Origin of the sequence: Streptomyces sp. GD-15H (assembly GCF_045291515.1) — a bacterium.
Classification (GTDB): Bacteria; Actinomycetota; Actinomycetes; order Streptomycetales; family Streptomycetaceae; genus Streptomyces.
In genome coordinates this window covers 1,426,416-1,448,493 of the sequence record NZ_CP149447.1, presented here as the reverse complement: position 1 = coordinate 1,448,493, position 22,078 = coordinate 1,426,416, and the positions used below count along the sequence as shown (strand labels likewise).

The following is a 22,078-nucleotide window of genomic DNA, read 5'->3' as shown; positions in this document are numbered from 1 at the left end:
CCAGCGCGCCGGTGGCGACGTGGGTGACGAGGGCGGTACCGGCCACCTCGGCGGGGGACAGGCCGGTCAGGGTGAACAGCCCGATCGTGGGCAGCACCCCACCGGGTCCGACGCCGTGAGACCGATACCTCCCATCAGTCCCAGCAGCACCACCACGGACATCGACATACCGCTCTCACCTTCGACGGGACCATGCCGGAGACCGGCGCGTCAGGGAACGAACGTCACGTGGGGAGATCCCGTGCGGGGATGGACCGCGACCTCGGCCGTGACTCCGTAGACCTCCGCCAGCAGCCGGGGGGTGAGGACGTCGGCGGGCGGGCCGCAGGCGGTGACCTCGCCGTCGGACAGGACGTACAGGCGGTCGCAGTAGTGGGCGGCCAGGTTGAGGTCGTGCAGCGCCACCAGCACCGTGACGGGCAGCCGCCGCAGCGCGCCGAGCACGTCCAACTGGTGGCGGATGTCGAGATGGTTGGTCGGCTCGTCCAGGACGAGGAGCGACGGCTGCTGGGCGAGGGCACGGGCGATGAGCACGCGCTGGCGTTCGCCACCGGAGAGCCGGTCGAAGGGACGGCCGGCCAGGCCGGTGGCGTCCACGGACCTCAGCGCCGACTCGATCAGTTCGGCGTCCTCGGGGGTGTCGCCGTCGAGGAGCCGCTTGTGCGGGGTGCGGCCCATCGCGACGACCTCACGGACGGTGAGGTCGAAGTCGGCGCCCGACTCCTGCACCACCGCGGCCACGTCACGGGCCAGTTGACGCACCGACAGCGACCAGGCGTCCGTGCCGTCGACGCGGATCCGGCCGGCATCGGGGCGCAGGACGCGGTACACGGCACGCAGCAGGCTGGACTTGCCGCTCCCGTTGGGACCGACCAGGCCGATCACCTCACCCGGACGCGCGGTCAGGGAGACGTCACGGACCAGGGTGCGGGCACCCGCGGTCAGAGTGATTCCGTCGACGGTGAGTTCGGCCGCGCTCATGCTCCCCTCCGGTCGCTCCGGTCGGTGCCGCGCCGTGCATCGCGGCGCATCAGCCACAGGAAGAACGGCCCCCCGCACAGGGCCGTGAGCACGCCGACGGGGATCTCCATGGGCGCGGCGACCGTGCGTGCGGCGATGTCCGCCCAGATCAGGAAGACCGCTCCGCCGAGCGCGGCCGTCGGCAGGACGCGGCGGTGGTCGCCGCCGACGACGAGCCGCACGATGTGCGGCAGCATCAGACCGACGAACCCGATCGGTCCGGCCGCCGCGACGAGGACACCGGTGACGAGGGAGAGCAGGACGAACATGCGCACCCGGAACCGGGCCACGTCCAGCCCCATCGTGGTGGCGGCCTCCTCGCCCGCGAGCAGCAGGTTCAGATTGCGGGCCTGCGCCATCAGGACGCCGACGCCGATCAGCAGGGCCGTGCTCGGCAGCCACAGGGTGCTCCAGTTGACGCCGCCGAGGCCGCCGAGGGTCCAGGCGAGGACCGTGCGGGCCTCGTTGCCCCGGTCACCGGTGAGCAGCAGCAGGTTCAGGACCGCCGTGAGCACCGCCGCGACGGCCACCCCGGACAGCACCAGCCGGACCGACGTGATGCGGCCGCCGGTGCGGGCACTGGCGTACACGAGCAGCAGGGCCCCGAGGGCGCCCGCGAAGGCCGCGACCGACAGGGACACCGGTCCGAACAGGGTCACCCCGAACACGATCACGACGACGGCGCCCAGGGCCGCCCCCGAGGAGACACCCAGCAGATAGGGCTCGGCGAGCGGGTTGCGGATGAGGGCCTGCATGGCGGTGCCCACCACCGCGAGCCCGGCGCCGGCCACCGCGCCGAGCAGGACGCGCGGCGCCCGCACGTCCAGCACGATGGTCTCCCGGGCCCGTGACCACTGCGCGTCCCCCAGGTCGGCGCCCAGCGCGTGCGTGACGATTCCCCAGGCCTGGCCGGGCGGCACCCGCACCGAGCCGATGCCCAGGCCCGCGACGACCGACATCAGGAGCAGGACGGCGAGGACCAGCAGCGTGACGGTGAGCGTCCCCGGCGTGCCGCGCTTCTCGCCCGGTGGCCGCCGACGCCGCACGCCGGGGTCGGCGGACGCGTCGGAGGGCAGGTCGGCGGCGGGGGCCGTCACCGGAAGCTTCCGGGGTGCAGCCCGCGCGCCAGGTCCTCGACCGCGTACGCGGAACGGATCCCGACCAGGGTCGCGGTCAGCGGCAGTACGACGAACCGCTCGTTCCTGACGGCGGGTACGTCGGCGAGGGCGGGCTGGGAGAGCAGATACTCCTTCTTCCGCTCGACGCTGCTCTCCCCGGCGTAGTCGTAGAGGGCGATGACCTCGGGTGCGCGCTCGACGACCTGTTCCCAGGAGACGTCACCGAACACGTCGTCGAGGTCGGCGAAGACGTTCGTGCCGCCGGCCAGGCTGATCAGCTCGGTGCCCAGGCTCTTGCCGCCCGCGGTCAACGCGGACTTGTCACCGCTGTCGTAGACGAAGACCGGCACGTCGGGTTCGCCGTCGACGGCCGCGGCGGCTCGGTCGACCCGGCCACGGAGGTCGGACACCAGCAGGTCGGCGCGCTCGGGGACGCCGAAGACCGTGCCGATGGTGCGGATCTCGTCGTAGGTGTCCTTCATCGTCACCCGCTTCCTGCCGCAGTACTCGCGGTTGAGATAGGTGTCGATGCCCGCGTCGGCGAACGCCTCGCGGGAGCGGCCCTCGTTCGAGGCGAAGGCGCTGCCGTAGCCGCCGTAGACGAAGTCCGGCTCGGCGTCGAGGATCTCCTCGAAGGACGGCTCCCTCTTCGCGAGCTCCGGTATCGCCTCGTAGTCCTCCCTGAGTTCGGGCAGGACGGCCGAGTCGGGGAACGCGGTGCCGACCATGCGGTCCTTCAGCCCGAGGGCGAGCATCAGCTCCGCGGGATGCTGGTGAATGGTGACCACGCGGGACGGGGGCTCGTCGTACGTCGTTCTGACACCGCAGTTGTCGACGGTGACGGGGAAACCCCCGGCCGGGGCCGCCGTGTTGCCCGCGTCGCCGCTCGGATCCCGGCCGGAGCCGTCGGACGGGCCGCAGCCGGCCGTGAGCAGGACCGCCGACAGTGCGACGGCCGCGGCCGCCGCACGCGGGGCACGGCGCCGCCGGGCAGGGCGGAAGGAAGACGGGCGCGCAAAGGCGTGGGACACGTAAAGCCTCCTGGGAGTCCGCGCTCCTCAAAACGGGCCCGCGACAGGCCAGTGTCCTGACTCCCGGATCGACGTTCCCCCTCGCCTTCCCACGCGGTGCGCGCAGTGGCGTCTCGAAGGGGTGCACTCCCCGGTCACAGTGGCGGGACCGTGCCGGATTCACACCGGCTTCCTGTCTCCCGTCGCGGCGATGACCAGCCGATCCTACGGTCTGGAGCTCCGTGCTCAAAAGGCGCCCGGGGCGGGCGTGCACGGTTATCGGCATTAGCCGACGCGTGCGGGCAGTCCCGTGAGACCGGTGTCGCGCATGACGCGGGTGAGGGTGTCGTGGAGGGTGGCCTCGGCTCCGACGACGGTTTCGGCGACATCCGGAAGGAGGTCGCGTTCGCGGTACCCGTCACGGAGTTCCCGCTCGGTGACCTGGGCCAGATAGTCGGGATCGGCCTTCGAGGCGTGCCGGGCAAGGGTCTCCTCGAAGGGGATGTCGAGGTAGAAGCAGTGCGAGACGCCGCGGTGGTCGCCGACCAGACCCGCGAGCACGTCGCCGTAGCGGTCGGCGTGCAGGATGCCCTCGACGACGACGTGGTAGCCGGCGTCCAGCGCGTAGCGGGCGACCGTGTCGCTCAGCCCGATGTCGGCGGCGCCGGGCACGTCCCGTTCCCTCAGCACGGTCCGCCTCAGGTTGTCCTGCCCGACCAGGGCCAGGCCGCGCCCGAAGCGGTCGCGGATCCCCGCCGCCACCGAGGACTTGCCCGACGCCGAGTTCCCCGGACGACGACGAGCCGGGTCTCTTCGCTTCCCACGGTCACGCGAAGCACGCTACTCCGGCGGCCGGGGAGCCACGCCGGCCCCGTCCCGGCCTGACCGCGACGGCGGGGACGGGCATGCCCGCACGCGTCGACGGCGGTCCGGGGGGGCGAGGACCGCCGGGTTCGGAAGGCAGGCGGCCACGAGTGCGGCGACCGGCGGAACCACTGCGGCCCACGGCCTTCGAGCTGCTGCGGAACGGCTTGCTGAACAGGCGTCCCAGGGGGCCGGGTGCCTTTCCTCCCGCACGGGAGCCGAAGCCCAGGGCTCGTTGGGTGCCGCGTTCGGGCCCGCGGGACAGGCGGGGCACGAGGAATGCCAGTACGGCGAGAACGACACAGAGCGCGACAATTCCGACGACGGCCACGATAACCTCCAACGACTGTGACGTAGCTGCCGTTTGTCCTCGCCCACAGGGGATATACGTGGCCAGGGGCTCGCTCGACGAGTGGAAAGCCGACCCGGTGACCGTTTCCCGGGGCGTGCCGCCTGCCGTCGTCGCCCTGCTGTGCCGACCTCCGCCGGACGAGGACGGACAGTACGGAGCTTCCTCGCGTGCCGGCCGGAGAGTGGATGAGCCTCGAAGAGGTGCCACAGCACACCCCGCCCTCCACGTCCGCCGGCGGGTCCGCCGGTGAACGCGCGTTGCGGATGCGTCGCAGGCTGGAGCGGCTGATCGGAATCGCCGCGACGGAGGACAACGCCCTGGTCGCGCTGCGAAACGGTGACGAGATCTTTCCCGCGATGCTGGAGAGCGTGCGGTCCGCCGCGTACACGGTGGACATGATGACGTTCGTGTACTGGAAGGGCGACATCGCCCGGCAGTTCGCCCGGGCCCTGGCGGAGCGGGCCCGCGCCGGCGTGCGGGTCCGGCTGCTGCTGGACGGGTTCGGCAGTCGCACGATCGAGAAGGGCCTGTTGGAGCACATGCGCGAAGCCGGCGTGCGCGTGGTCTGGTTCCGGGAGCCGATGGCGCTCTCGCCGCTCAAGCAGAACCATCGCTGCCACCGCAAGGCGCTGCTCGTGGACGAGCGCGTGGCGTTCACCGGCGGGGTGGGCATAGCCGAGGAATGGTGCGGCGACGCCCGTGACGAGCACGAGTGGCGCGACACGCACGTCGAGGTGCGCGGTCCGGCGGTGGACGGTGTCGCCGCGGCGTTCGCGCAGAACTGGGCCGAGTGCTGCGGCGAACTCTTCGACGACCATGACCGGTTCGGCGAACACCGGCCCCAGGGAAACGCGGTGGTGCAGGTGGTGCGCGGTTCGGCCGGCTTCGGCTGGCAGGACATGCAGACCCTGGTCCAGGTGATGATCGAGTCGGCCGAGGAGCGGTTCCGGCTCACGACCGCCTACTTCTCACCGGACGCCTACTTCATCGAACTTCTGTGCAACGCGTCGCGACGCGGGGTGGAGGTGGAGATCCTTCTGCCTGGGCCGCACACCGACAAACGGGTCTGCCGGCTGGCCGGGCAGCATTTCTACGAGGAGCTGCTGGCCTGCGGCGTGAGGATCTACCAGTACCAGCCGACGATGTTGCACGCGAAGGTCATCACCGTGGACAGGGCGGCCGCGCTCATCGGGTCGACCAACTTCAACCGGCGTTCCCTCGAACACGACGAGGAGGTCATGCTGGCCGTCCTCGACGAGGAGTTCACCGGCACCCTCGACGCCCATTTCGACGAGGACGTGACGGACAGTGAGCCGATCCGGGAAGGACGATGGGGGAGACGGTCGCTGCTGCAGCAGGCGCGTGAGAAGGCCGTCCTGCCCATACGCCGGTTCCTGTGACACCGGGGGAGCGCGGCAGGGGATGACGGGAGCCCGTGACCGGGCCGTCCTCGCCGCCGAGGCCCGCAGGTTCTTCCACCGTCGGCGTCAGCCGCACATCGCCCGCAGCCGTTTCGGCGGACCACACGTCCGCCACCGAAACTCCCCGGCCTCTCCCCGGGTTCTTCCCGGAGCGGGCAGAGAGGATGGGTGAGGTCGTCGGCACGCGCGAACACTGAGGTGAGAGATGCAGTTCACCACCCGCCCCACCCTTCAGGGCACCTTCGGCATGGTGTCCTCCACGCACTGGCTGGCGTCCCAGTCGGCCATGGCCGTCCTGGAGGGCGGTGGGAACGCGTACGACGCGGCCGTGGCGGGCGCCTTCGTGCTGCACGTCGTCGAGCCGCATCTCAACGGCCCGGCCGGCGAGGTGCCCATCCTGCTGGCGCCCGCCGGCGGCGAGGTACGGGTGCTGTGCGGGCAGGGCGTCGCCCCGGCCGGGGCGAGCGCCGCCCACTACCGGGCGCTCGGCCTGGACCTCGTCCCGGGCACCGGACCGCTCGCCGCCGCCGTGCCCGGCGCCTTCGACGCCTGGATGCTCCTGCTGCGCGACCACGGCACCCGCTCCCTCGCCGACGTCCTCCGGTACGCCATCGGGTACGCCGAGCACGGGCACGCGCCCGTGGAGAACGTCGGCGGGACCGTCGAGACGGTACGGGAGCTGTTCGAGACGGAGTGGACCTCCTCGGCGCAGGTGTACCTGCCCGGCGGCCGGGCGCCCCGCCCCGGCGAGCTGCTGCGCAACCCCGCCCTCGCCGCCACCTGGCGGCGGCTGCTGGCCGAGGCCGCCGGCGCGGGCAGCCGGGAGGCGCAGATCGACGCCGCGCGGGAGGTGTGGCGCACGGGCTTCATCGCCGAGGCATTCATACGGCAGAACGGCCGGCCCACCCTGGACACCAGCGGCGAGCACCACACCGGCACGCTGACCACCGCCGACCTCGCCGGCTGGTCGGCGACGTACGAGAACCCGGCGACGTACGACTGGAACGGCTGGACCGTGTGCAAGGCGGGCCCCTGGAGCCAGGGCCCCGTCCTGCTCCAGCAGCTCGCCCTGCTCCCGCCGGATCTGCCCCCGTACGGCTCCGCCGACTACACGCACCTGCTGATCGAGGGCGGCAAGCTCGCCATGGCCGACCGGGAGGCATGGTACGGGGACGCGGCCGAGGTGCCGCTCGACGACCTCCTGTCGGCGGAGTACAACGCCGAGCGGCGTACCCGTGTGGGACCCCGGGCCTCCCACGCGCTGCGGCCCGGCAGCCCCGGCGGGCGCACCCCGCGACTGAGCGCGCACGCGCGCGCGGCGGCCCTCGGCGCGGGCGGCCTGCGCGAGGCGGGGGCCCGGGGAGGAGCACCGCCGTGCCGGGTGTCGGCGAGCCGACGGTCGCCAAGCACCCCACGTCCCCCGTGCCGGGCGAATCGGAGGTCTCCGGCGACGGAGCGACCCGCGGGGACACCTGCCACCTGGACGTCGTCAACCGCTGGGGCAACATGGTCGCGGCCACTCCGAGCGGCGGCTGGCTCCAGTCCAACCCGGTCGTCCCCGAGCTGGGCTTTCCCCTCGGCACCCGGCTCCAGATGACCTGGCTGGAGGAGGGGCTGCCCAACACGCTCACCCCGGGTCGCCGCCCCCGGACCACCCTCACCCCGTCCCTCGCCCTGCGGGACGGGGTGCCGGTGATGGCGTTCGGCACGCCCGGCGGGGACCAGCAGGACCAGTGGCAGCTGCACTTCTTCCTCGCCGTCGCACTGCGCGGTCAGGTACGCGGCGGCCTCAACCTGCAGGGCGCGATCGACGCCCCGAACTGGCACAACGACAGTTTCCCCGGGTCCTTCTACCCGCGCGGCATGCGTCCCGGCAGTGTCACCGTGGAGTCCCGGACGGACCCGGTGGTGGTGCGGGAGCTGCGGCGCCGGGGTCATCGGGTCACGGTCGGCGAGGCATGGTCGGAGGGCCGGCTGTGCGCGGTCGCACGGGACCCGGCGACGGGCGTGCTCTCGGCGGCCGCGAACCCGCGCGGCATGCAAGGCTACGCGGTGGGCCGCTGAGCCCATACTCCCTCGGGCCGAGGACCCATATTCATGGGGATACCACCTGGAGTGCACCGGACGGGTGGGGTTTGTCAGTGGGGCATGTTCTCATGGGAGACATGATCAAGGACAACGAAACCATCGAAGAGTTTCTCGCCAAGCACGCCGTCGATGTGGAGGAAGCCGTCCGCAAGGCTGCCGCACAGGAAATCATGCCGCGCTGGCGCCGGCTCGCCGACCACGAGATCGACCGCAAGTCCGGCCCGCACGACCTGGTGACCGACGCCGACCGGCAGTCCGAGCTGTACCTCACCGAGGCGCTGCTCGCCCTGCTGCCCGGCTCCGTCGTGGTGGGCGAGGAGGCGGTGCACGACAACCCGGCATCGTACGACGGGATACGCGGCGAGGCGCCGGTGTGGATCGTCGACCCCGTCGACGGCACCCGGCAGTTCGTGCACGGCGACACCGGGTTCTGCACCCTGGTCGCCCTCGCCCACGGGGGAGTCGTTCACGCGTCGTGGACGTACGCCCCCGCCCGCGAGGAACTCGCCACCGCCGTCCGCGGGCAGGGCGCCTTCCTCGACGGGACGCGGCTGCACGCGGGCCCCCCGGAACCCGGCCGCGACCTGCGGGTGGCCACCTCCCACCCGGACTTCACGACGGAAGAGCAGAAGCGTTCGCTCCTCGGCCTGGAGGCGGACGGTGTGGCGCCCCGCTCCTGCGGCTCGGCCGGACTGGAGTACCTAGCCGTCGCCCGCGGCGAGTCGGACGCCACCGCCTTCTGCTGGGAAGCCGCCTGGGACCACGCGGCGGGCCTGCTCCTCGTCGAGGAGGCGGGCGGCACCCACCTGACCCGCTCCGGCGACCCCTTCCGCATCACGGGCGGCAACGACCTCCCGTTCACCGCGGCCCGCGACGAGGCCACGGCCCGCCGGGTGGTGGGGTTGCTGTCGGCCGGGGTCTGACCCCTCCGGGTCGGCGGCGCGGTCGGCCGAGGCGGCGTTGGCCCAGAATCCCGGTGAGGTCGCTCCGCACTCGGGGCAGTGTCGGCGCACCGGCATATCCTGATCCTCCGGTTGCCGTCGGCTGACGAAGGAGTCCGAAGGTGGTGTCGATGCTCGATGCGGTCGTGGTGGGGGCGGGGCCGAACGGACTGACCGCCGCCGCGGAGCTGGCCCGGCGCGGCTTCTCCGTCGCGCTGTTCGAAGCGAAGGGCACCGTCGGCGGCGGCGCCCGCACCGAGGAACTGACCCTGCCCGGCTTCCGGCACGACCCGTGCTCCGCGGCGCACCCGCTGGGCATCAACTCACCGGCGTTCCGCGCCCTGCCGCTGGAGCGCTACGGCCTCGAGTGGCTGCACGCGGACCTGCCCATGGCCCACCCCTTCTTGGACGGCACGGCGGCCGTGCTGTCCCGGTCGGTCGGCGAGACGGCCGCCTCCTTCGGTCCGCGCGATGCCGGCCCGTACCGCCGCCTGGTCGAACCCTTCCTGCCCCGGTGGGACACCCTGGCCCGCGACTTCATGTCCCTGCCGCTCACCGCGCTGCCCCGCGACCCGGTCACCCTCGCCCGCTTCGGCCTCGTCGGACTGCCGCCCTCCACCTGGCTGATGCGCCGTTTCCGCGACGAGCGGGCCAGGACCCTGTTCGCCGGTCTCGTCGCCCATGTGATCGCCCCCCTCGGCGGTTTCGCCACCGGCGCCATCGGCCTGGTCTTCGCCCTCGCCGCGCACGCCCGCGGCTGGCCCGTCGCCCGCGGCGGCTCCCAGGCCATCTCGGACGCCCTCGCCGGATACCTGAAGGACCTCGGCGGCGCCGTCCACACCGACTACGAGGTCAAGCGCCTGGACGACCTGCCCCCGGCCCGCGCGTACGTCTTCGACACCTCGCCCACCGCCCTGGCCCGCATCGCCGGCTTCGGCGACCACTACGCGAACTACCGCTACGGTCCCGGCGTCTTCAAGATCGACTACGCGCTGGACGGCCCGGTGCCGTGGACCGCGCCCGAGGCCCGCAGGGCCTCCACCGTGCAGATCGGCGCGGACAGCGCCGAGATCGGCACCGCCCTGCGCGCCGCCTCCCGCGAGGGCCGCGCCCCCGACCGGCCGTTCCTCATCACCGTCCAGCCCAGCGTCGCCGATCCCACCCGGGCCCCGGCCGGCAAGCACACCTTCTGGGCCTACGGCCACGTCCCGAACGGCTGGACCGGCGACCTCACCGACGCCCTGGAACGCCAACTGGAGCGCTTCGCCCCGGGGTTCCGCGACCGCGTCCTGGCCCGCGCCACCACCGGCCCGCCCCAACTCGCCGCCCGCAACGCCAACTACGTCGGCGGCGACATCGCCTCCGGCGCGGCCGGCGGCCTCCAGCTCCTGCTCCGCCCCAAGCTGTCCCTCTTCCCGTACTCCACCCCGCACCCGGCCGTGTTCCTCTGCTCGTCGGCCACCCCGCCCGGCCCCGGCGTGCACGGCATGTCCGGGCACAACGCGGCGAAGGCCGTCTGGAGGAGGCTGCGCCGGACATGACCACCCTCACCCTCGTCCAGGGCGACCTCACCCGTCAGCACGTCGACGCGATCGTCAACGCGGCCAACTCCTCCCTGCTCGGCGGAGGCGGCGTCGACGGCGCGATCCACCGCCGCGGCGGCCCCGCGATCCTCGAGGAGTGCCGCGGACTCCGCGCCTCCCTCCCCCACTCTCGGCTTCGCTCGAGCGGGGGGACCCCCGTCGGCAAGGGCCTGCCCACCGGCCAGGCCGTCGCCACCACCGCGGGCGACCTGGACGCCCACTGGGTGATCCACACCGTGGGCCCGGTGTACCGAAGCTCCGGCAGCGATCCGTCCCTGCTGACGTCCTGCTACCGCGAGTCCCTGCGCGTCGCCGACCAACTCGGAGCACGGACGATCGCCTTCCCGGCCATTTCCACCGGCGCGTACGGATGGCCCCTGGAGGACGCCGCACGTATCGCCGTGGACGCGGTACGCGGGGCTGACACGGCAGTCGAGGAAGTCAGGTTCGTCCTCTTCGACGCCCCCGCCTACGAGGCGTTCGCCGCACAGCTCGGCTGAACTCCTGCACGGGCTGAGCCCGGCCAACCCGCCCGGTTCCGGGCCGGAGCCCGCTCCCCGGCCCCTCCGGAGCGTACGAGCCCTCCGCCCGGCTGGTGAGTCCCGGTCAGTTCGCGGCCCGGGCCTCCAGCAGGCGCTCGGCGAGGGCCTCCGCCTCGCGGGTCTTCGGCGCGTGGAAGAACAGCACCCTGCCGACGATCGGGTCGCCGGTGTAGTAGCGCTCATAGAGAGCCTGACGGGCGGCGAACGGGCTGCAGGTCATGTCCCAGACCATCCGCATCACCTGGAGGCGGCGCTCGGCGCTGATCCCCGGGCCGTGGACGTACTTCTCGACGAGGTGACCGATCTCCTCGTGCCGCAACTCGCCCTCGGTCATCACGATCGCGCCGCTGCCGGCGACCATCCGGAGCACCTCGACCGCCCTGGCGATCGCGTGCGGGAAGAAGAACGTCAACGCCGCGATGCCGACCCGCGACTCCTCGCCCGGCAGGCCGTGACCGCGCCGCACCGACCCGGGGTCGCGACGTTCGCCGATCCGGCGGCTCAGGTCGAGCGCGGCACCGTCGAGGACGCCCTCGGCGACGTTGAGCAGCCCCATGATCTCGCCGAGCTCCTCCTGGTAGCGCGGCGAGTCCGCCCGACCCGTCGTCCGCGCGGCCACGGTGGCCAGGCCGGCGAGGAACTTCAGCTTGGCGGTGCTGCGCGCCGCCCCCTGGAGCGGGCCGTAGCCCACCGCGCCTCGCACCACGTTGTTGTAGGCGTCCAGGTCGCCGGCGACGACGACCCGGCCCTGGGGGACGAAGACGTCGTCGAACACGAGGATCGCGTCACCCTCGTCGAAACGGCCGCTCAGCGGGGTGTCGAAGAGGCCGTCCCCGCGGTCGTAGGCCTGTCGGCAGACGATGCTGAGGCCGGGCGCGTCGAGCGGAAGCGTGCAGACCAGAGCGTAGTCCTCCTGCCCCGGCCTGCGCGGCACGTACGGACCGACGAAGACCTCGTTGGCGACCGGGGCGAGGGTGGAGAGCAGACGCGCGCCGCGGACCACGATGCCGTCCGCGCGTCGCTCCACGATCCGCACCGCCTCCGCCGGGGCGTCCTGCGTCGAGCGGTCGCTCTGCGGGTCCACCAGGGTGTGGGTGACCGCGAGGTCCTCCCGGCGCAGCCGCGCGAGGTAGTCGCCCATCCGGGCCGCCTCCTCGTGCTTGCCGACGTGCTCCAGGCTGCTCTTGACATCGAGCAGATAGGCGTTCATGAAGTCGGGGAGCCTGCCCATCATGCCGTAGGTGAGCTCGGTCCGGAGCCGGTCACAGCGCTGCCGGGTCAGCACGTCGTCGTGGTCGTGCACCTCGAGCAGGGTCGCGCTGTGGGCCTCCCCGGTCTCGGTGTCCCACACCGTCAGCACATCGGCGAACTCCGGGTCCAGCTGGGCGTCGTAGAGTCCGGCGAGCGTGGTGAGCACGCCCTGGAAGGCGGGGTGGGCGGTGACGTCGTCGACCCGGTCACCGTTGATGTACAGACTGCGCCCGTCCCGCAGGCTCTTCAGGTACGCGGCACCCGAACGAAGCCCCATGGCGTCACTCCTTGTGATGAGGCTCGGCGCGGAGGTCAGCGGCCGAGCAGGAAGTCGAGCTGGATCCGGTCGAAGGTCTCGGTCTGCTCGTACTGCGGCCAGTGGCCGGCGTTCTCGATGACCGCGAGCCGTCCGCGCGGGATCAGGTCCGCGATCCGGCGTCCCTCGTCCACCGGGCCCGACGGGTCCTTGGTGGTCCACACGACCAGCGCCTCGGCCCGGATCGCGCGCAGGTCGTCGTCGGTGAGCATGTTGCGCCGCCGGGTTTCGAGGTCCTGGAGTGCCATGTTCATCCGGCACGCCATCTTCCAGTCCGGCTGCTCGAAGATCGCCTGCCGGGTCCTGATCAGATCGTCGGTGACCATCGACGGATCGGCCATCAACCACTCCAGACGGGCCTTGACCCGCTCCCAGGAGGGATCCTCGGCGGCCTGCGTGGACAGCGTCAGCAGCCGCTCCATCACCTTGGGGTTCGCCATCGTGCCGCCCATGGTGTTGAGCACGATCCGCTCGGTGCGTCCGGGATGCAACTGCGCGAACCGCGCCGTCACCCAGCCCCCCAGGGACTCCCCGCTGAAGTACGCGCTCTCGTGACCCAGCGCGTCCAGCACCCGGTTGACCTGGTCGAGGTAGTGCGGGATCTCCAGCGGGTGCTCGGGCTTGGTGGAGTAGCCGTGGCCGATGAAGTCGATCGCGTAGCAGTTGAAGTGCTCCGCGTGCGCGGCCAGGTTCCGCACGTACGCCTCGGCATGCCCGGTGATCCCGTGCAGCAACAGCAGCAACGGCTTGTCCGGGCTGCCCGACTGCAGGAACCGGGTCCGGTACGGTCCCGTCTCCAGGTACCCCTGCCGGAACTCGACCTGTGCCAGGTCGGACCACACGCTCGTGTACGTCATCTTCTTCTCCTTGGATGGATCTCGGCCCGGCTCCGGCGGGCTCAGGCGGTGGCCGGGCCGGCCGTACGCTCGGCGAGGAATCCGAGCACCAGCCGGGTGAACTCCGAGGCCCGCTCATGGGGCACCCACAGTCCGGTGCGCTTGAACAGGTGCAGCTGGGCGTCGGGGATCCGGTTGAGCAGGAAGAGGGCGTTGTCGAAGCCCTGCACCCGGTTCTCGGTGCCCCAGACGATCAGCGTCGGCACCGCGATCCGGCCCAGCTCCTGCCACAGCGGCTCGGCCGGCACGCCCGCCGACTCGGCGCCGGCCCGGCGCTCCTCGCCGCCGGCGACCGACTCCAGGTACCGCTCCTCGACGAGTTCGTCGGTGACCAGCGCCGGGTCGGACATCATCATCCGCAGATAGGCGCGCATCTTTTCCCGCGACGGTCCCTCGCCCGCGTAGTAGGAGCGGATGGCCTTCTGGCCCTCGGACGGCGTCGTGCTGAACAGGGGCACACCGCCGGCGCTGGAGACCAGGACCAGGCGGTCCACGCGCTCGGCGTGGTACAGGGCCATCGCGATCGCGACCGCACCGCCGGTGGCCAGGCCGACCACACTCGCCCGCTCGATGCCCAGCTCGCGGAGCATCGCGGCGAACACGTCGGCGTAGGGCCGGTACTTGCCGCCGGACAGCTCGATGGAGTCGGACCGGCCGTAGCCGGGCAGGTCGACGACCAGGACCCGGGCATGCCGGGACAGCTCGGCGAGATTGGTGCCGAAGTTGCCCCAGCCCGAGGCCCCGGGCGCCCCGCCGTGGACGCACAGCAGGACGTCCGGGCCGGTGCCCGCCTCGTGGTAGTGGATGCGGGTGCCGTCGACGGTGACGAACCGGGACGTGGACTCCCGGGTGAGCGGTTCGTGGCTGCCGGCCGCCATCAGACCTTCACCGCCGCAGGCATCTCGCCGCCGAAGTAGTTCATGCCATAGGCCTGGTACAGCGGACCGGCGTAGTTCTGCACGTGGTGCAGGGCGCTCTGGCAGTCCCGCCACATCCGCTGCATCGGGTTCTTCGCGTGCAGCTGGGAGCCGCCGCTGACCTTGAAGATCTTGTCGGCGGCCGCGGCCGCGCGGTGCGAGGCGGAGACCTGGTTGCGGCGGATCTCGGCACGCTCGGACAGGGTGAGCAGCCGTCCGGAGGAGACGATGTCGAACGCCCGGTCCATGTCGTGCAGGACGTGACCGATGCTGGCGTCGATGTCGGCGGCCGCCGGCGCCAGCACGGACAGCTGGAACGGGTCGCGGCTGGCCGAGCCGAACCGGCTGCTGCGCTCCCGGGTCCACTTGACGTACGCGGCCAGGGTGCCTTGGGCCAGCGCGATCGTCGCCGTGGTGACCGCGCCGGAGAAGACCACGTTGCGCGGCATCGAGTACAACGGCGCGTCCCGGCCCGCGATCGTCCCGGCACTGCCGTCGGTGACCGGGTTGGTCCGGATCAGCCGGTGCTCCGGCACGAAGGCGTCCTTGACGACGATGTCCTTGCTGCCGGTGCCGCGCAGCCCGATGACGTCCCAGGACTCGTGCAGGATCTCGTAGTCGCTGCGCGGGATGACGAAGTGGATCGTCTCCCGGTCGGTGACATTGCCCTCCTGGTCGGTGATCAGGCCGCCGATCATCACCCACTGGCAGTGGTCGGTGCCCGAGGAGAACGGCCAGCGGCCGTTGAAGACGTAGCCGCCCTCCACCGGCCGCGCCCGGCCCATCGGGGCGTACGGCGAGGCCACCCAGGTGTCGGGGTCCTCACCCCAGATCTCGCGCTGCATCCGCGGGTCGCCCTGGGCGAGCTCGTGCGGGTGCACGCCCACCACGCCGGTGATCCAGCCGGCCGCGCCGTTGCGCTGCCCGATCTCGTAGGCGGTGCGCAGGAACTCGGTCGGGTGGGACTCGAAGCCGCCGAAGTCGCGGGGCTGGAGCATCCGGATCACACCGGACTCGCGGAGCACGGCAGCGACCGCGTCGCTGACCCGGCCGAGTTCCTCGGAGACGGGTCCGTCGCTCTCCAGCAGTTCGGCGTGCTGCATCACGCGGTCAAGCACGGCGTTCATGGCGCCTTCCTCTCTGGTGTGGCAATCAGGTCAGTGGTGATCGACGGAGTGGTGGCCCCAGAAGTGCGCGGTGTCGTACCGCGTGGGCGTCCAGGTCTCGTCGTCGATCTTGATGCCGCCGGTGCCGAACTCGAGTCCCACGTCGGACGGGGTCAGCAGGTAGAAGCTGGTCATCCGGTCGTTGCTGTGTCGGCCGAACGTCTTCAGCAGCCGGTGCGGCTCGTCCTCGATGTGCTCCATCGCCCGGCCGATCACGTCGAGGTCGGTGACCTCGAGCATGAAGTGACCCACGCCCAGCGGACGGCCCTCCACCTTCGGGGTGAAGGCGAAGGAGTGGTGGCGCGGGTTGCAGTGCAGGAACGTCGCGGCCAGGTCCGGAGCCAGATCGATGTGGTCGGAGAGCCGGAAGCCCAGCACGTCGAGGAAGAGCGACTCGTAGCGGGCACGGTCCGAGACCACCTGCAGTACGTGCCCCACCCCCTCGGTCCCGGCGACGAACTCCGCGCCGACCGGAGAGGCGAACCGTACCGAGGAGGTGCTCAGACCCCAGAAGATCTCGTGGTCGTAGCAGTCGTCGGGGTCACGGAACCGGATCAGGTCCGACACCATCCGCTCCTTGGCCACCGCCTCTCCCGGCCGGGTCACCTCATACCCGGCGGCGACCAGGCGCGCCTCCAGCTCGGCGAGCTCGGCGGGCCCCTTGGTCTCCCAGCCGACCGCGGTGACGCCGCCCTTCTCGCCGGGACGCACCTCGAGCCGGTAGGTCTTCTCGTCCACGCGGAACAGCAGGCGGTCGTCGTTCCGGCGGTCGGCCATCAGCCCGAGCACCCGCTGGCCGAAGTCCTGCCAGTGGTCGAGATCGGTGGCCGTGAACTGGAGGTAACCCAGGGCGGTGACTCGGGCGGTCATGTCTCTCCTCGCGGTCTTTCGATGGGGGTGGGCTCAGCCGAGCACACGGTCCTGGCCGAACCGGATCTGGATCAGGTCGGCGACTTCGGCGGCCCGGTCGCGCACCTGCGCACCCCACCGGGCGACGGTCCTGCCGTCGGCCCCGGCCGGCGGGAAGGACATCCGGACCGCCAGCCGCGGGGCACCGGCCATCGGCACCGCCACGGTGAGGGAACGGACGTCGTAGGTGCCGTCCGGATCCAGCTCGGGCTCGTAGTAGTCGAGGTGGTCCAGGTGCATGGTGAGCACCTGACGCTGGCGTCGCGGTGTCGGTTCGCCGTGGATGTACCGCGTGACGTCCTGCCAGGTCTCCTGGTCCGGGCCGTGGCCCACCAGGTTGAGCGAGTAGCCCTGGACGGCGACCCGTTCCACGATCTCCCGGCAGCGCTTGCGTGCCGCGTCGTCCTTGCGCGGCAGCCGGTCGAGCCAGCGGGTGACGGCGGCTTCGTCCCCGGGGTCGAGGTGCACCGCGCCCGTCGGCGGCAGATGCGGCAGCCGCAGGCCGATCTCGAAATAGGTGCGCGTCGCCGAGCCGCGCTCGGTACCGATCACCACGTCGTGGTCGCCGACCAGCGCGAGCAGCGAGACATCGGCCGACTCCTCGGCGGCCAGGGCGGCCAGCGGCTCCATCGCCGCCTCGCTGAGCCGGGCGGCCCGGATCAGGTCGTGGTCGGCCGGTGCCAGGAACGACGAGGGGGCGAAGCCGCCGAAGCCGCCCTGGAAGAAGAGCAGCGGAGAGGTCGGCCGCTGCACGTCCAGAGAGCGGACCTCGCCGAGCGCGATGTAGTGGTCACCGGCGTCGACCAGCTGGTGGTAGGCGCAGTCGATCCAGGCGACCGAGTCCCTGAGGATCGGCGCGCCGGACGGCGAGGGCCGCCACTCGACGCCGGCGAACGACTCCGGACCGCGCCAGCTCGTGACGAGGTCGGCCTGGTCGGCGGCGAGCACGTTGACGCAGAAGGTGCTGGCCTCCCGCAGCCGGGCGAAGGTGCGCGAGCCGCGGTCGGGCAGGAACGCGACGAGGGGCGGGTCCAGGGAGACGGAGGTGAAGGTGCCGACCACCATCCCGATCTGCTCGCCGCTGTCGAGGGTCGCGGTGATCAGGGCCACCCCGGTCGGGTAGTGCCCGAGCGCCTCGCGGAACATGTGCGGGTCGATCGCGGTCAGGGCCGCGCCCGTGGTCGGCTCAGACATTGCGGATCAGCCGGTAGACCTGGCTGCGCAGCTCGGCGAAACGAGGCAGCGCCTTGGTGGTGACCTGCTCGCGCGGGCCGGGCAGGTCCACGGTGAGCAGACTGCGGATCCCGGCCGGCTTCCGCCCAGGGCGAGCACCCGGTCGGACAGGTAGACGGCCTCGTCGATGTCGTGGGTGACCAGCAGCACCGTGATGCCGAGGTGCTCGCGGACCCGCAGCAGCAGGTCCTCCAGGTCCGCCCGGGTCTGGGCGTCCACCGAGGCGAACGGCTCGTCCATCACCACCGCGGCCGGCCGGTAGGCCAGCGCCCGCGCGATCGCGACCCGTTGCTGCATTCCGCCGGAGAGCTGCCAGGGGTAGGAGTCGGTGAAGTCGGAGAGACCGACCTCGGCCAGTGCCTCACGTGCGGTCCGGTCCCGCTCGTCCTTGGCCACGCCCGCCGAGCGCAGCGGCAGGACGACGTTGTCGAGCACGCTGAGCCAGGGCATCAAGGACCGGCTGTAGTCCTGGAAGACGATGGCCAGGCCGCGCGGCGGCGACTCGATCGGCCGGCCGTCGAACAGCACCTGGCCCTCGCTGGGGCGGCGGAGCCCGGTCAGGCACTCCAGGAGCGTGGTCTTGCCGACGCCCGACGGTCCGACGATGCACATCAGCTCGCCGCGGCCGACCTCGAAGTCCAGGCCCTGAAGGACCTGACGTTCGCCGTAGCTGTGGCCGAGCCCGCGGACCTGCATGATCGGGTCGGTGACGCCGGTGTCCGGAGCGTCCATGTCTGGGGTGGTCTGCGCCTTCATCGCTGATCCTCCTTCTGCTTGGTGTAACCGCGGTGCCAGGCCAGCGCCCAGGCCTCGACGAGGCCGAAGGCCCTGTTCGCCGCGTAGCCGATCAGGCCCAGCACGATCAGGCCCGTCCACATCGCGACGATGTCGAACGTGCGCTGGGAATTGAGGACGAAGTAGCCGAGCCCGCCCGGACTGCCGACCATCTCGGTGAGCACCATCGCCACCACCGACATCGACAGCGCCACTCGGGCGCCGGCGAAGACCTGGGGCATGGCGGCGGGGACGACGACGTAACGGATCCGGTGCCAGGCGCTCAGCCGGTCGCCGGCCGCGACCTGGTGCAGGACCGGGTCGACGGACCGGACGCCCTCGACGGTGTTGAGCAGGATCGGCCAGGTGGAGACGAAGGCGATGGTGACCACCTTCATGTCGTCGTCGGTGCCGAGCAGCAGCATCATGATCGGCAGCAGCGCCACGCTGGGCAGCGCCCGCATGAACTCCACCAGCGGCCGGGTCGCGTCCTCCAGGGCCGGGAGGGAGCCGAGCACCAGGCCGAGGACCACGGCGCCGACGAATCCGATCCCGAAGCCGGCGACCAGCCGGACCACGCTGGGCAGCGCGTCCTCGAGGAGGTGGTCGAAGAACCACAGGTCGACGAAACGGTCGGTGATCTCCGAGAGAGCGGGCCAGTAGAGCGAGGTGCTGCCGGCACTGAGCCACCACCAGGCGGCGACCAGCAGAACCGGGAGCCACACTTCCCGCGCGACCAGCGAAGCGACCTTCAGCGTCCGGTTCATGCCGCACCTCCCTTGCGGACCGAGGGGTGCCACCACAGCACGCGGCGCTGCAGCAGCACGAAGAACAGGTTGAGCAGCAGGCCGAGGACCGCCGCGGTGAACGAGTACACGAACGCCCGTTCGGTGTCGTTGATCTGCATCGCCTGCAGCAGTACGTAGCCGAGACCGTCGGAGCCGCCGAGGAACTCCGAGCTGATCGCCATCAGCAGCGAGATCGTCGCGGCGATCCGCAGGCCGACGAAGACGAACGGGAACATCGACGGCGCCACCAGGTGGCGCAGCGAATGCCACCGCGAGAGGTGGTAGGCACGCCCGACCCGGCGCAGCTGGGGCGAGATCTCCCCGACCGCGTAGGAGGTCTGGATGATGATCGGCCAGACCGCCGAGACCAGGATCAGGACCAGGCCCAGATCGCGGGTCGCGCCGAAGAGCAGCAGGAACAGCGGCAGCAGCGCGATCGCGGGAACCGTCCGGCCGAAGTCGAGGATCAGCTGGGTGCTGCGCCGGGCGTGTTCGTTGGAGCCGATCAGCAGACCCACCGGGAGGCCGACCAGCACGGCGAGTGCCAGCCCCAGCAGGGCCGTCTCGACCGAGGTGGCGATGTTCGACCAGTAGGCGCCGGTTCCGGCCAGGTCGACCGCGGACCGGAAGCTCTCCAGCGGCGTCGGGAAGTCGCTGGAGGCCCCGGGCCCGAGGGCGAACAGGTACCAGACGACGAGCGCGACGAAGATCGCCAGCAGCCGGTTGGCCAACCGCCGGACGCCGGACGACGCGGCCTTGGGCTTCGTACCGGTCACCGTCCTGGGTTTCGTGCCGATCACGGTCCGACCAGCTTCGCGGCGTCTGGGGCACCCTTCTCGAACAGGTCGTACTTGTTCATGTACTCGACCGAGAATTCGACGTCCTCGGCGGTGAGCGGCTTCTCGGTGTAGACCGGGAACGCAGCCTTCTCCAGGAGGCCGGCGTCCGCGCCGAGGACCTCGGCGGCGGTCTTCACCAGCAGCTCACGGTCGCCGTTGACCGCCTTGTTGCCCTCGCGCACGGCTTCGGCGAAGTTCTTGACGGTCTCCTTGTTCGCCTCGGCGAACTCCCGGGTGGTGACCCAGACGTATGCCACGCCGCCGCCGCCGGAGTTGACCGGGGCCAGGGGGCGCAGGTCGCCCTTGGCGCGCTCCACGGTGCCCACCGGTTCGGGTGTGGTGGTCGCGTCCACCTGGCCGGACTTCAGGGCGGCCAGGGTGTCCGGGGACTCGACGAACTTGATGGAGGAGCTGTCGCCGCCGGCCTCGTCGACGGAACCGCGCAGGTCGACCCAGGGCGCGCTCTTGATCTGCGGCACCCCCACGGTCTTGCCGGTCAGGTCGGCCAGCGACTTGATCGGGGAGTCCTTCTGGACCCACACATTGGCGAAGCTGAACTCCTCCTGGCCCTTGGGGATGCCCCCGTTGGTCGCACCGGCGACGTAGACCAGGTCGACGCCCTGGCCCGCGGCGACCAGCGAGGTGGCCGTGTCGACCAGAGCGAGGTCCACCTTGCCGCCGAGCAGCTGCGGGATCATCTCGGTGGACGTCTTCGCCGTGCTGATCTCGACGTCCAGGTCGTGCTTCTCGAACACGCCCTCCTCGTCCGCGGCGAAGGTCGGGACACCGTTGAGCGAGGCGAAGACGGCGAGATTGAGCGGCCCGTCGGCCGACGCGTTCGAGCCGGAGCCGTCGGAGGAGCAGGCGGTACAAAAGGCCAGCGCCGCGACGGCGGTCGCGGCGACAGCGCGAAAACGAGTGGAAGCCATGAGGGTCCAGTCCTTCTGTCGTGCCCGGGAGTGCGGCTCGTTCGGAGGTTTCGTCCGTGGCGGGCATGACGACAGTCGCAAAACGGGGCCCTCGAGTGGCCCGATCCCTCACCAATCGGAATTTCGACTCGGCTCTCGAGGAAACCTCGACGGAACGCAGGGCGTCGCGTACGTTCCGTGTACACGTAACGTTCTGGCTGAAAATAGTTGGCCGACGGGCAACGCCGGTCGCAGGCGGGATGGAGTCGAGATGAGTGAGATCAACGGCAAGCGCGGCGTGCTGGCGCGGGCCTTCGACATCCTCGGCTGCTTCACCGGCGGCGGGCCCGAGCGCTCGGTCGCCGACATCTGCGCGGTGACCGACCTGCCGCCGGCGACCGTGCACCGTATGTTGGCCACCCTCTCCGAGCACGGCGCGATCGAGCGGACCGGCCGTGGCCGCTACCGGCTCGGCCCGCGCCTGTGGCGGCTCGGCCACGGTGTCCCGGACATCCGGCTGCTGCGCGACTGCGCCCGCCCGGCCCTGGTCGACCTGCACGCGAGCACGCGGCTGCCGGTCGCCCTGGTGACCCGCGACGGCGACCGGCTGCACATCATCGACAAGATCGCCGGGCGCAGTACCGTCCGGGTCTGGGAGCAGTTCGGGTCGCCGACGCTGGACGAGCACCCCGCCGGTCTGGTCCTCCTGGCCTGGGGACAGGACCTGGACCGCCGGCCGACGTCGCGTCCGTTGCGCAGCGAGGAGCAGTTCGCCTGGCGACAGACGCTCGCCCAGGTGCGGCAGAACGGCTTCGCGCACTCTCCCACCGGCACGCAGCACACTTCCCCGCTGGTCTGGGCGGCCGCTCCCGTCTTCGCCGAGGACCAGACGGTCGGCACCTGCGTGATGATCGGCGGGCGCCGGGGCCAGCACCCGCCGGTGGCGCTGGGCCGCCAGGCCCGAATGACCGCCCGGGACATCTCCGCAGGCCTGCGCGGCCGTGACGAGGACACCACGCTCGGCAGGACACACGCCTGACGGGGCGGGCCCTTGCCGCGGAGGCCACCCGGGCGAACGACCTCGTCAGCAGGTGAGCCGGGGTGAGCCGCCGACGCGAGCGGCGGACCCCGACGCCGCAGCG

18 protein-coding genes, 3 pseudogenes and 1 riboswitch are annotated in these 22,078 nt (G+C 71.7%); of the genes and pseudogenes, 6 read left to right on the top strand and 15 right to left on the bottom strand.

Annotated elements, in window-relative coordinates:
- Positions 1-210 precede the first annotated feature (210 nt).
- The 5 genes and pseudogenes from WJ438_RS07070 to WJ438_RS07050 form a co-directional block, all read right to left on the bottom strand.
- Positions 211-981, bottom strand: coding sequence for an ABC transporter ATP-binding protein (locus tag WJ438_RS07070; RefSeq protein ID WP_406724440.1), 771 nt, complete (start codon positions 979-981; stop codon positions 211-213).
- Complete coding sequence (locus WJ438_RS07065) at positions 978-2,066, bottom strand: FecCD family ABC transporter permease (RefSeq protein WP_406729618.1); 1,089 nt, start codon at positions 2,064-2,066, stop codon at positions 978-980. Before WJ438_RS07065 ends, WJ438_RS07070 begins: the two co-directional genes overlap by 4 nt.
- A gap of 47 nt (positions 2,067-2,113) precedes the next feature.
- The gene (locus WJ438_RS07060; protein ID WP_406724439.1) at positions 2,114-3,169 is read right to left on the bottom strand and encodes an ABC transporter substrate-binding protein; all 1,056 of its coding nucleotides are present in this window, start codon (positions 3,167-3,169) and stop codon (positions 2,114-2,116) included.
- 28 nt (positions 3,170-3,197) lie between these two features.
- A riboswitch (cobalamin riboswitch) is annotated at positions 3,198-3,383 on the bottom strand.
- 50 nt (positions 3,384-3,433) lie between these two features.
- Positions 3,434-3,987: pseudogene (locus WJ438_RS07055) on the bottom strand (AAA family ATPase).
- A gap of 116 nt (positions 3,988-4,103) precedes the next feature.
- Positions 4,104-4,343 (bottom strand): annotated as a pseudogene (locus tag WJ438_RS07050) (DUF6411 family protein); the annotation flags it as partial.
- Positions 4,344-4,627: 284 nt separating this feature from the next.
- Between WJ438_RS07050 and WJ438_RS07045 the strand changes: the two are divergent.
- From WJ438_RS07045 to WJ438_RS07025, 5 genes and pseudogenes are all read left to right on the top strand, one after another.
- Positions 4,628-5,764: a phospholipase D-like domain-containing protein gene (locus WJ438_RS07045; protein ID WP_406729617.1), complete on the top strand. Its 1,137-nt coding sequence runs from the start codon at positions 4,628-4,630 to the stop codon at positions 5,762-5,764.
- Positions 5,765-5,990: 226 nt separating this feature from the next.
- A pseudogene (locus WJ438_RS07040) lies at positions 5,991-7,849 on the top strand (gamma-glutamyltransferase family protein).
- A 101-nt stretch (positions 7,850-7,950) separates the two neighbouring features.
- Complete coding sequence (locus tag WJ438_RS07035) at positions 7,951-8,796, top strand: inositol monophosphatase family protein (RefSeq protein ID WP_406724438.1); 846 nt, start codon at positions 7,951-7,953, stop codon at positions 8,794-8,796.
- Positions 8,797-8,945: 149 nt separating this feature from the next.
- Positions 8,946-10,355: a phytoene desaturase family protein gene (locus WJ438_RS07030; protein WP_406724437.1), complete on the top strand. Its 1,410-nt coding sequence runs from the start codon at positions 8,946-8,948 to the stop codon at positions 10,353-10,355.
- A complete protein-coding gene (locus WJ438_RS07025) occupies positions 10,352-10,897 on the top strand; it encodes an O-acetyl-ADP-ribose deacetylase (protein WP_406724436.1) in 546 nt (181 codons plus the stop codon). Before WJ438_RS07030 ends, WJ438_RS07025 begins: the two co-directional genes overlap by 4 nt.
- 106 nt (positions 10,898-11,003) lie before the next feature.
- Here the strand turns inward: WJ438_RS07025 and WJ438_RS07020 are convergent, their stop codons facing one another.
- From WJ438_RS07020 to WJ438_RS06975, 10 genes are read right to left on the bottom strand one after another with little or no spacing between them, the layout of a single operon-like run.
- The gene (locus tag WJ438_RS07020) at positions 11,004-12,467 is read right to left on the bottom strand and encodes a 4-hydroxyphenylacetate 3-hydroxylase N-terminal domain-containing protein (protein WP_406724435.1); all 1,464 of its coding nucleotides are present in this window, start codon (positions 12,465-12,467) and stop codon (positions 11,004-11,006) included.
- A 35-nt stretch (positions 12,468-12,502) separates the two neighbouring features.
- On the bottom strand, positions 12,503-13,363 hold the full coding sequence (locus tag WJ438_RS07015; protein ID WP_406724434.1) for an alpha/beta fold hydrolase: 861 nt from the start codon (positions 13,361-13,363) through the stop codon (positions 12,503-12,505).
- Between the two features lie 41 nt (positions 13,364-13,404).
- Positions 13,405-14,280 carry an alpha/beta fold hydrolase gene (locus tag WJ438_RS07010; protein ID WP_406724433.1) on the bottom strand — a complete coding sequence of 292 codons (876 nt, stop codon included), beginning with the start codon at positions 14,278-14,280 and terminating at the stop codon, positions 13,405-13,407.
- Positions 14,280-15,446, bottom strand: a complete 1,167-nt coding sequence (locus WJ438_RS07005) for a hydroxylase (RefSeq protein WP_406724432.1) — start codon at positions 15,444-15,446, stop codon at positions 14,280-14,282. Before WJ438_RS07005 ends, WJ438_RS07010 begins: the two co-directional genes overlap by 1 nt.
- A gap of 30 nt (positions 15,447-15,476) precedes the next feature.
- Positions 15,477-16,355 (bottom strand): VOC family protein, encoded by an 879-nt coding sequence (locus WJ438_RS07000; RefSeq protein WP_406724431.1) that lies wholly within the window; start codon positions 16,353-16,355, stop codon positions 15,477-15,479.
- 33 nt (positions 16,356-16,388) lie between these two features.
- Complete coding sequence (locus WJ438_RS06995; protein ID WP_406724430.1) at positions 16,389-17,588, bottom strand: flavin reductase family protein; 1,200 nt, start codon at positions 17,586-17,588, stop codon at positions 16,389-16,391.
- Positions 17,589-17,594: 6 nt separating this feature from the next.
- Positions 17,595-18,383, bottom strand: coding sequence for an ABC transporter ATP-binding protein (locus WJ438_RS06990; RefSeq protein ID WP_406724429.1), 789 nt, complete (start codon positions 18,381-18,383; stop codon positions 17,595-17,597).
- A complete protein-coding gene (locus WJ438_RS06985; RefSeq protein WP_406724428.1) occupies positions 18,380-19,168 on the bottom strand; it encodes an ABC transporter permease in 789 nt (262 codons plus the stop codon). The genes WJ438_RS06990 and WJ438_RS06985 overlap by 4 nt, the downstream gene beginning before the upstream one ends.
- Complete coding sequence (locus WJ438_RS06980) at positions 19,165-19,989, bottom strand: ABC transporter permease (RefSeq protein WP_406724427.1); 825 nt, start codon at positions 19,987-19,989, stop codon at positions 19,165-19,167. Before WJ438_RS06980 ends, WJ438_RS06985 begins: the two co-directional genes overlap by 4 nt.
- Positions 19,986-20,957 carry an ABC transporter substrate-binding protein gene (locus WJ438_RS06975; protein WP_406724426.1) on the bottom strand — a complete coding sequence of 324 codons (972 nt, stop codon included), beginning with the start codon at positions 20,955-20,957 and terminating at the stop codon, positions 19,986-19,988. The genes WJ438_RS06980 and WJ438_RS06975 overlap by 4 nt, the downstream gene beginning before the upstream one ends.
- Positions 20,958-21,207: 250 nt before the next feature.
- On the opposite strand from WJ438_RS06975, the gene WJ438_RS06970 reads away from it, so the two are divergent.
- Positions 21,208-21,975: an IclR family transcriptional regulator gene (locus WJ438_RS06970; protein WP_406724425.1), complete on the top strand. Its 768-nt coding sequence runs from the start codon at positions 21,208-21,210 to the stop codon at positions 21,973-21,975.
- The last annotated feature ends 103 nt before the right edge of the window (positions 21,976-22,078 follow it).

Bases quoted from the DNA above. Each gene is read 5' to 3' on its own strand.
- WJ438_RS07010 (WP_406724433.1), bottom strand. From the start codon at position 14,280: ATGGCGGCCGGCAGCCACGAACCGCTCACCCGGGAGTCCACGTCCCGG.
- WJ438_RS07000 (WP_406724431.1), bottom strand. From the start codon at position 16,355: ATGACCGCCCGAGTCACCGCCCTGGGTTACCTCCAGTTCACGGCCACC.
- WJ438_RS06990 (WP_406724429.1), bottom strand. From the start codon at position 18,383: ATGAAGGCGCAGACCACCCCAGACATGGACGCTCCGGACACCGGCGTC.
- WJ438_RS07020 (WP_406724435.1), bottom strand. From the start codon at position 12,467: ATGGGGCTTCGTTCGGGTGCCGCGTACCTGAAGAGCCTGCGGGACGGG.
- WJ438_RS07030 (WP_406724437.1), top strand. From the start codon at position 8,946: ATGCTCGATGCGGTCGTGGTGGGGGCGGGGCCGAACGGACTGACCGCC.
- WJ438_RS07035 (WP_406724438.1), top strand. From the start codon at position 7,951: ATGATCAAGGACAACGAAACCATCGAAGAGTTTCTCGCCAAGCACGCC.
- WJ438_RS07070 (WP_406724440.1), bottom strand. From the start codon at position 981: ATGAGCGCGGCCGAACTCACCGTCGACGGAATCACTCTGACCGCGGGT.
- WJ438_RS07025 (WP_406724436.1), top strand. From the start codon at position 10,352: ATGACCACCCTCACCCTCGTCCAGGGCGACCTCACCCGTCAGCACGTC.
- WJ438_RS06995 (WP_406724430.1), bottom strand. From the start codon at position 17,588: ATGTCTGAGCCGACCACGGGCGCGGCCCTGACCGCGATCGACCCGCAC.
- WJ438_RS07005 (WP_406724432.1), bottom strand. From the start codon at position 15,446: ATGAACGCCGTGCTTGACCGCGTGATGCAGCACGCCGAACTGCTGGAG.
- WJ438_RS07045 (WP_406729617.1), top strand. From the start codon at position 4,628: ATGCGTCGCAGGCTGGAGCGGCTGATCGGAATCGCCGCGACGGAGGAC.
- WJ438_RS06985 (WP_406724428.1), bottom strand. From the start codon at position 19,168: ATGAACCGGACGCTGAAGGTCGCTTCGCTGGTCGCGCGGGAAGTGTGG.
- WJ438_RS07015 (WP_406724434.1), bottom strand. From the start codon at position 13,363: ATGACGTACACGAGCGTGTGGTCCGACCTGGCACAGGTCGAGTTCCGG.
- WJ438_RS06970 (WP_406724425.1), top strand. From the start codon at position 21,208: ATGAGTGAGATCAACGGCAAGCGCGGCGTGCTGGCGCGGGCCTTCGAC.
- WJ438_RS06975 (WP_406724426.1), bottom strand. From the start codon at position 20,957: ATGGCTTCCACTCGTTTTCGCGCTGTCGCCGCGACCGCCGTCGCGGCG.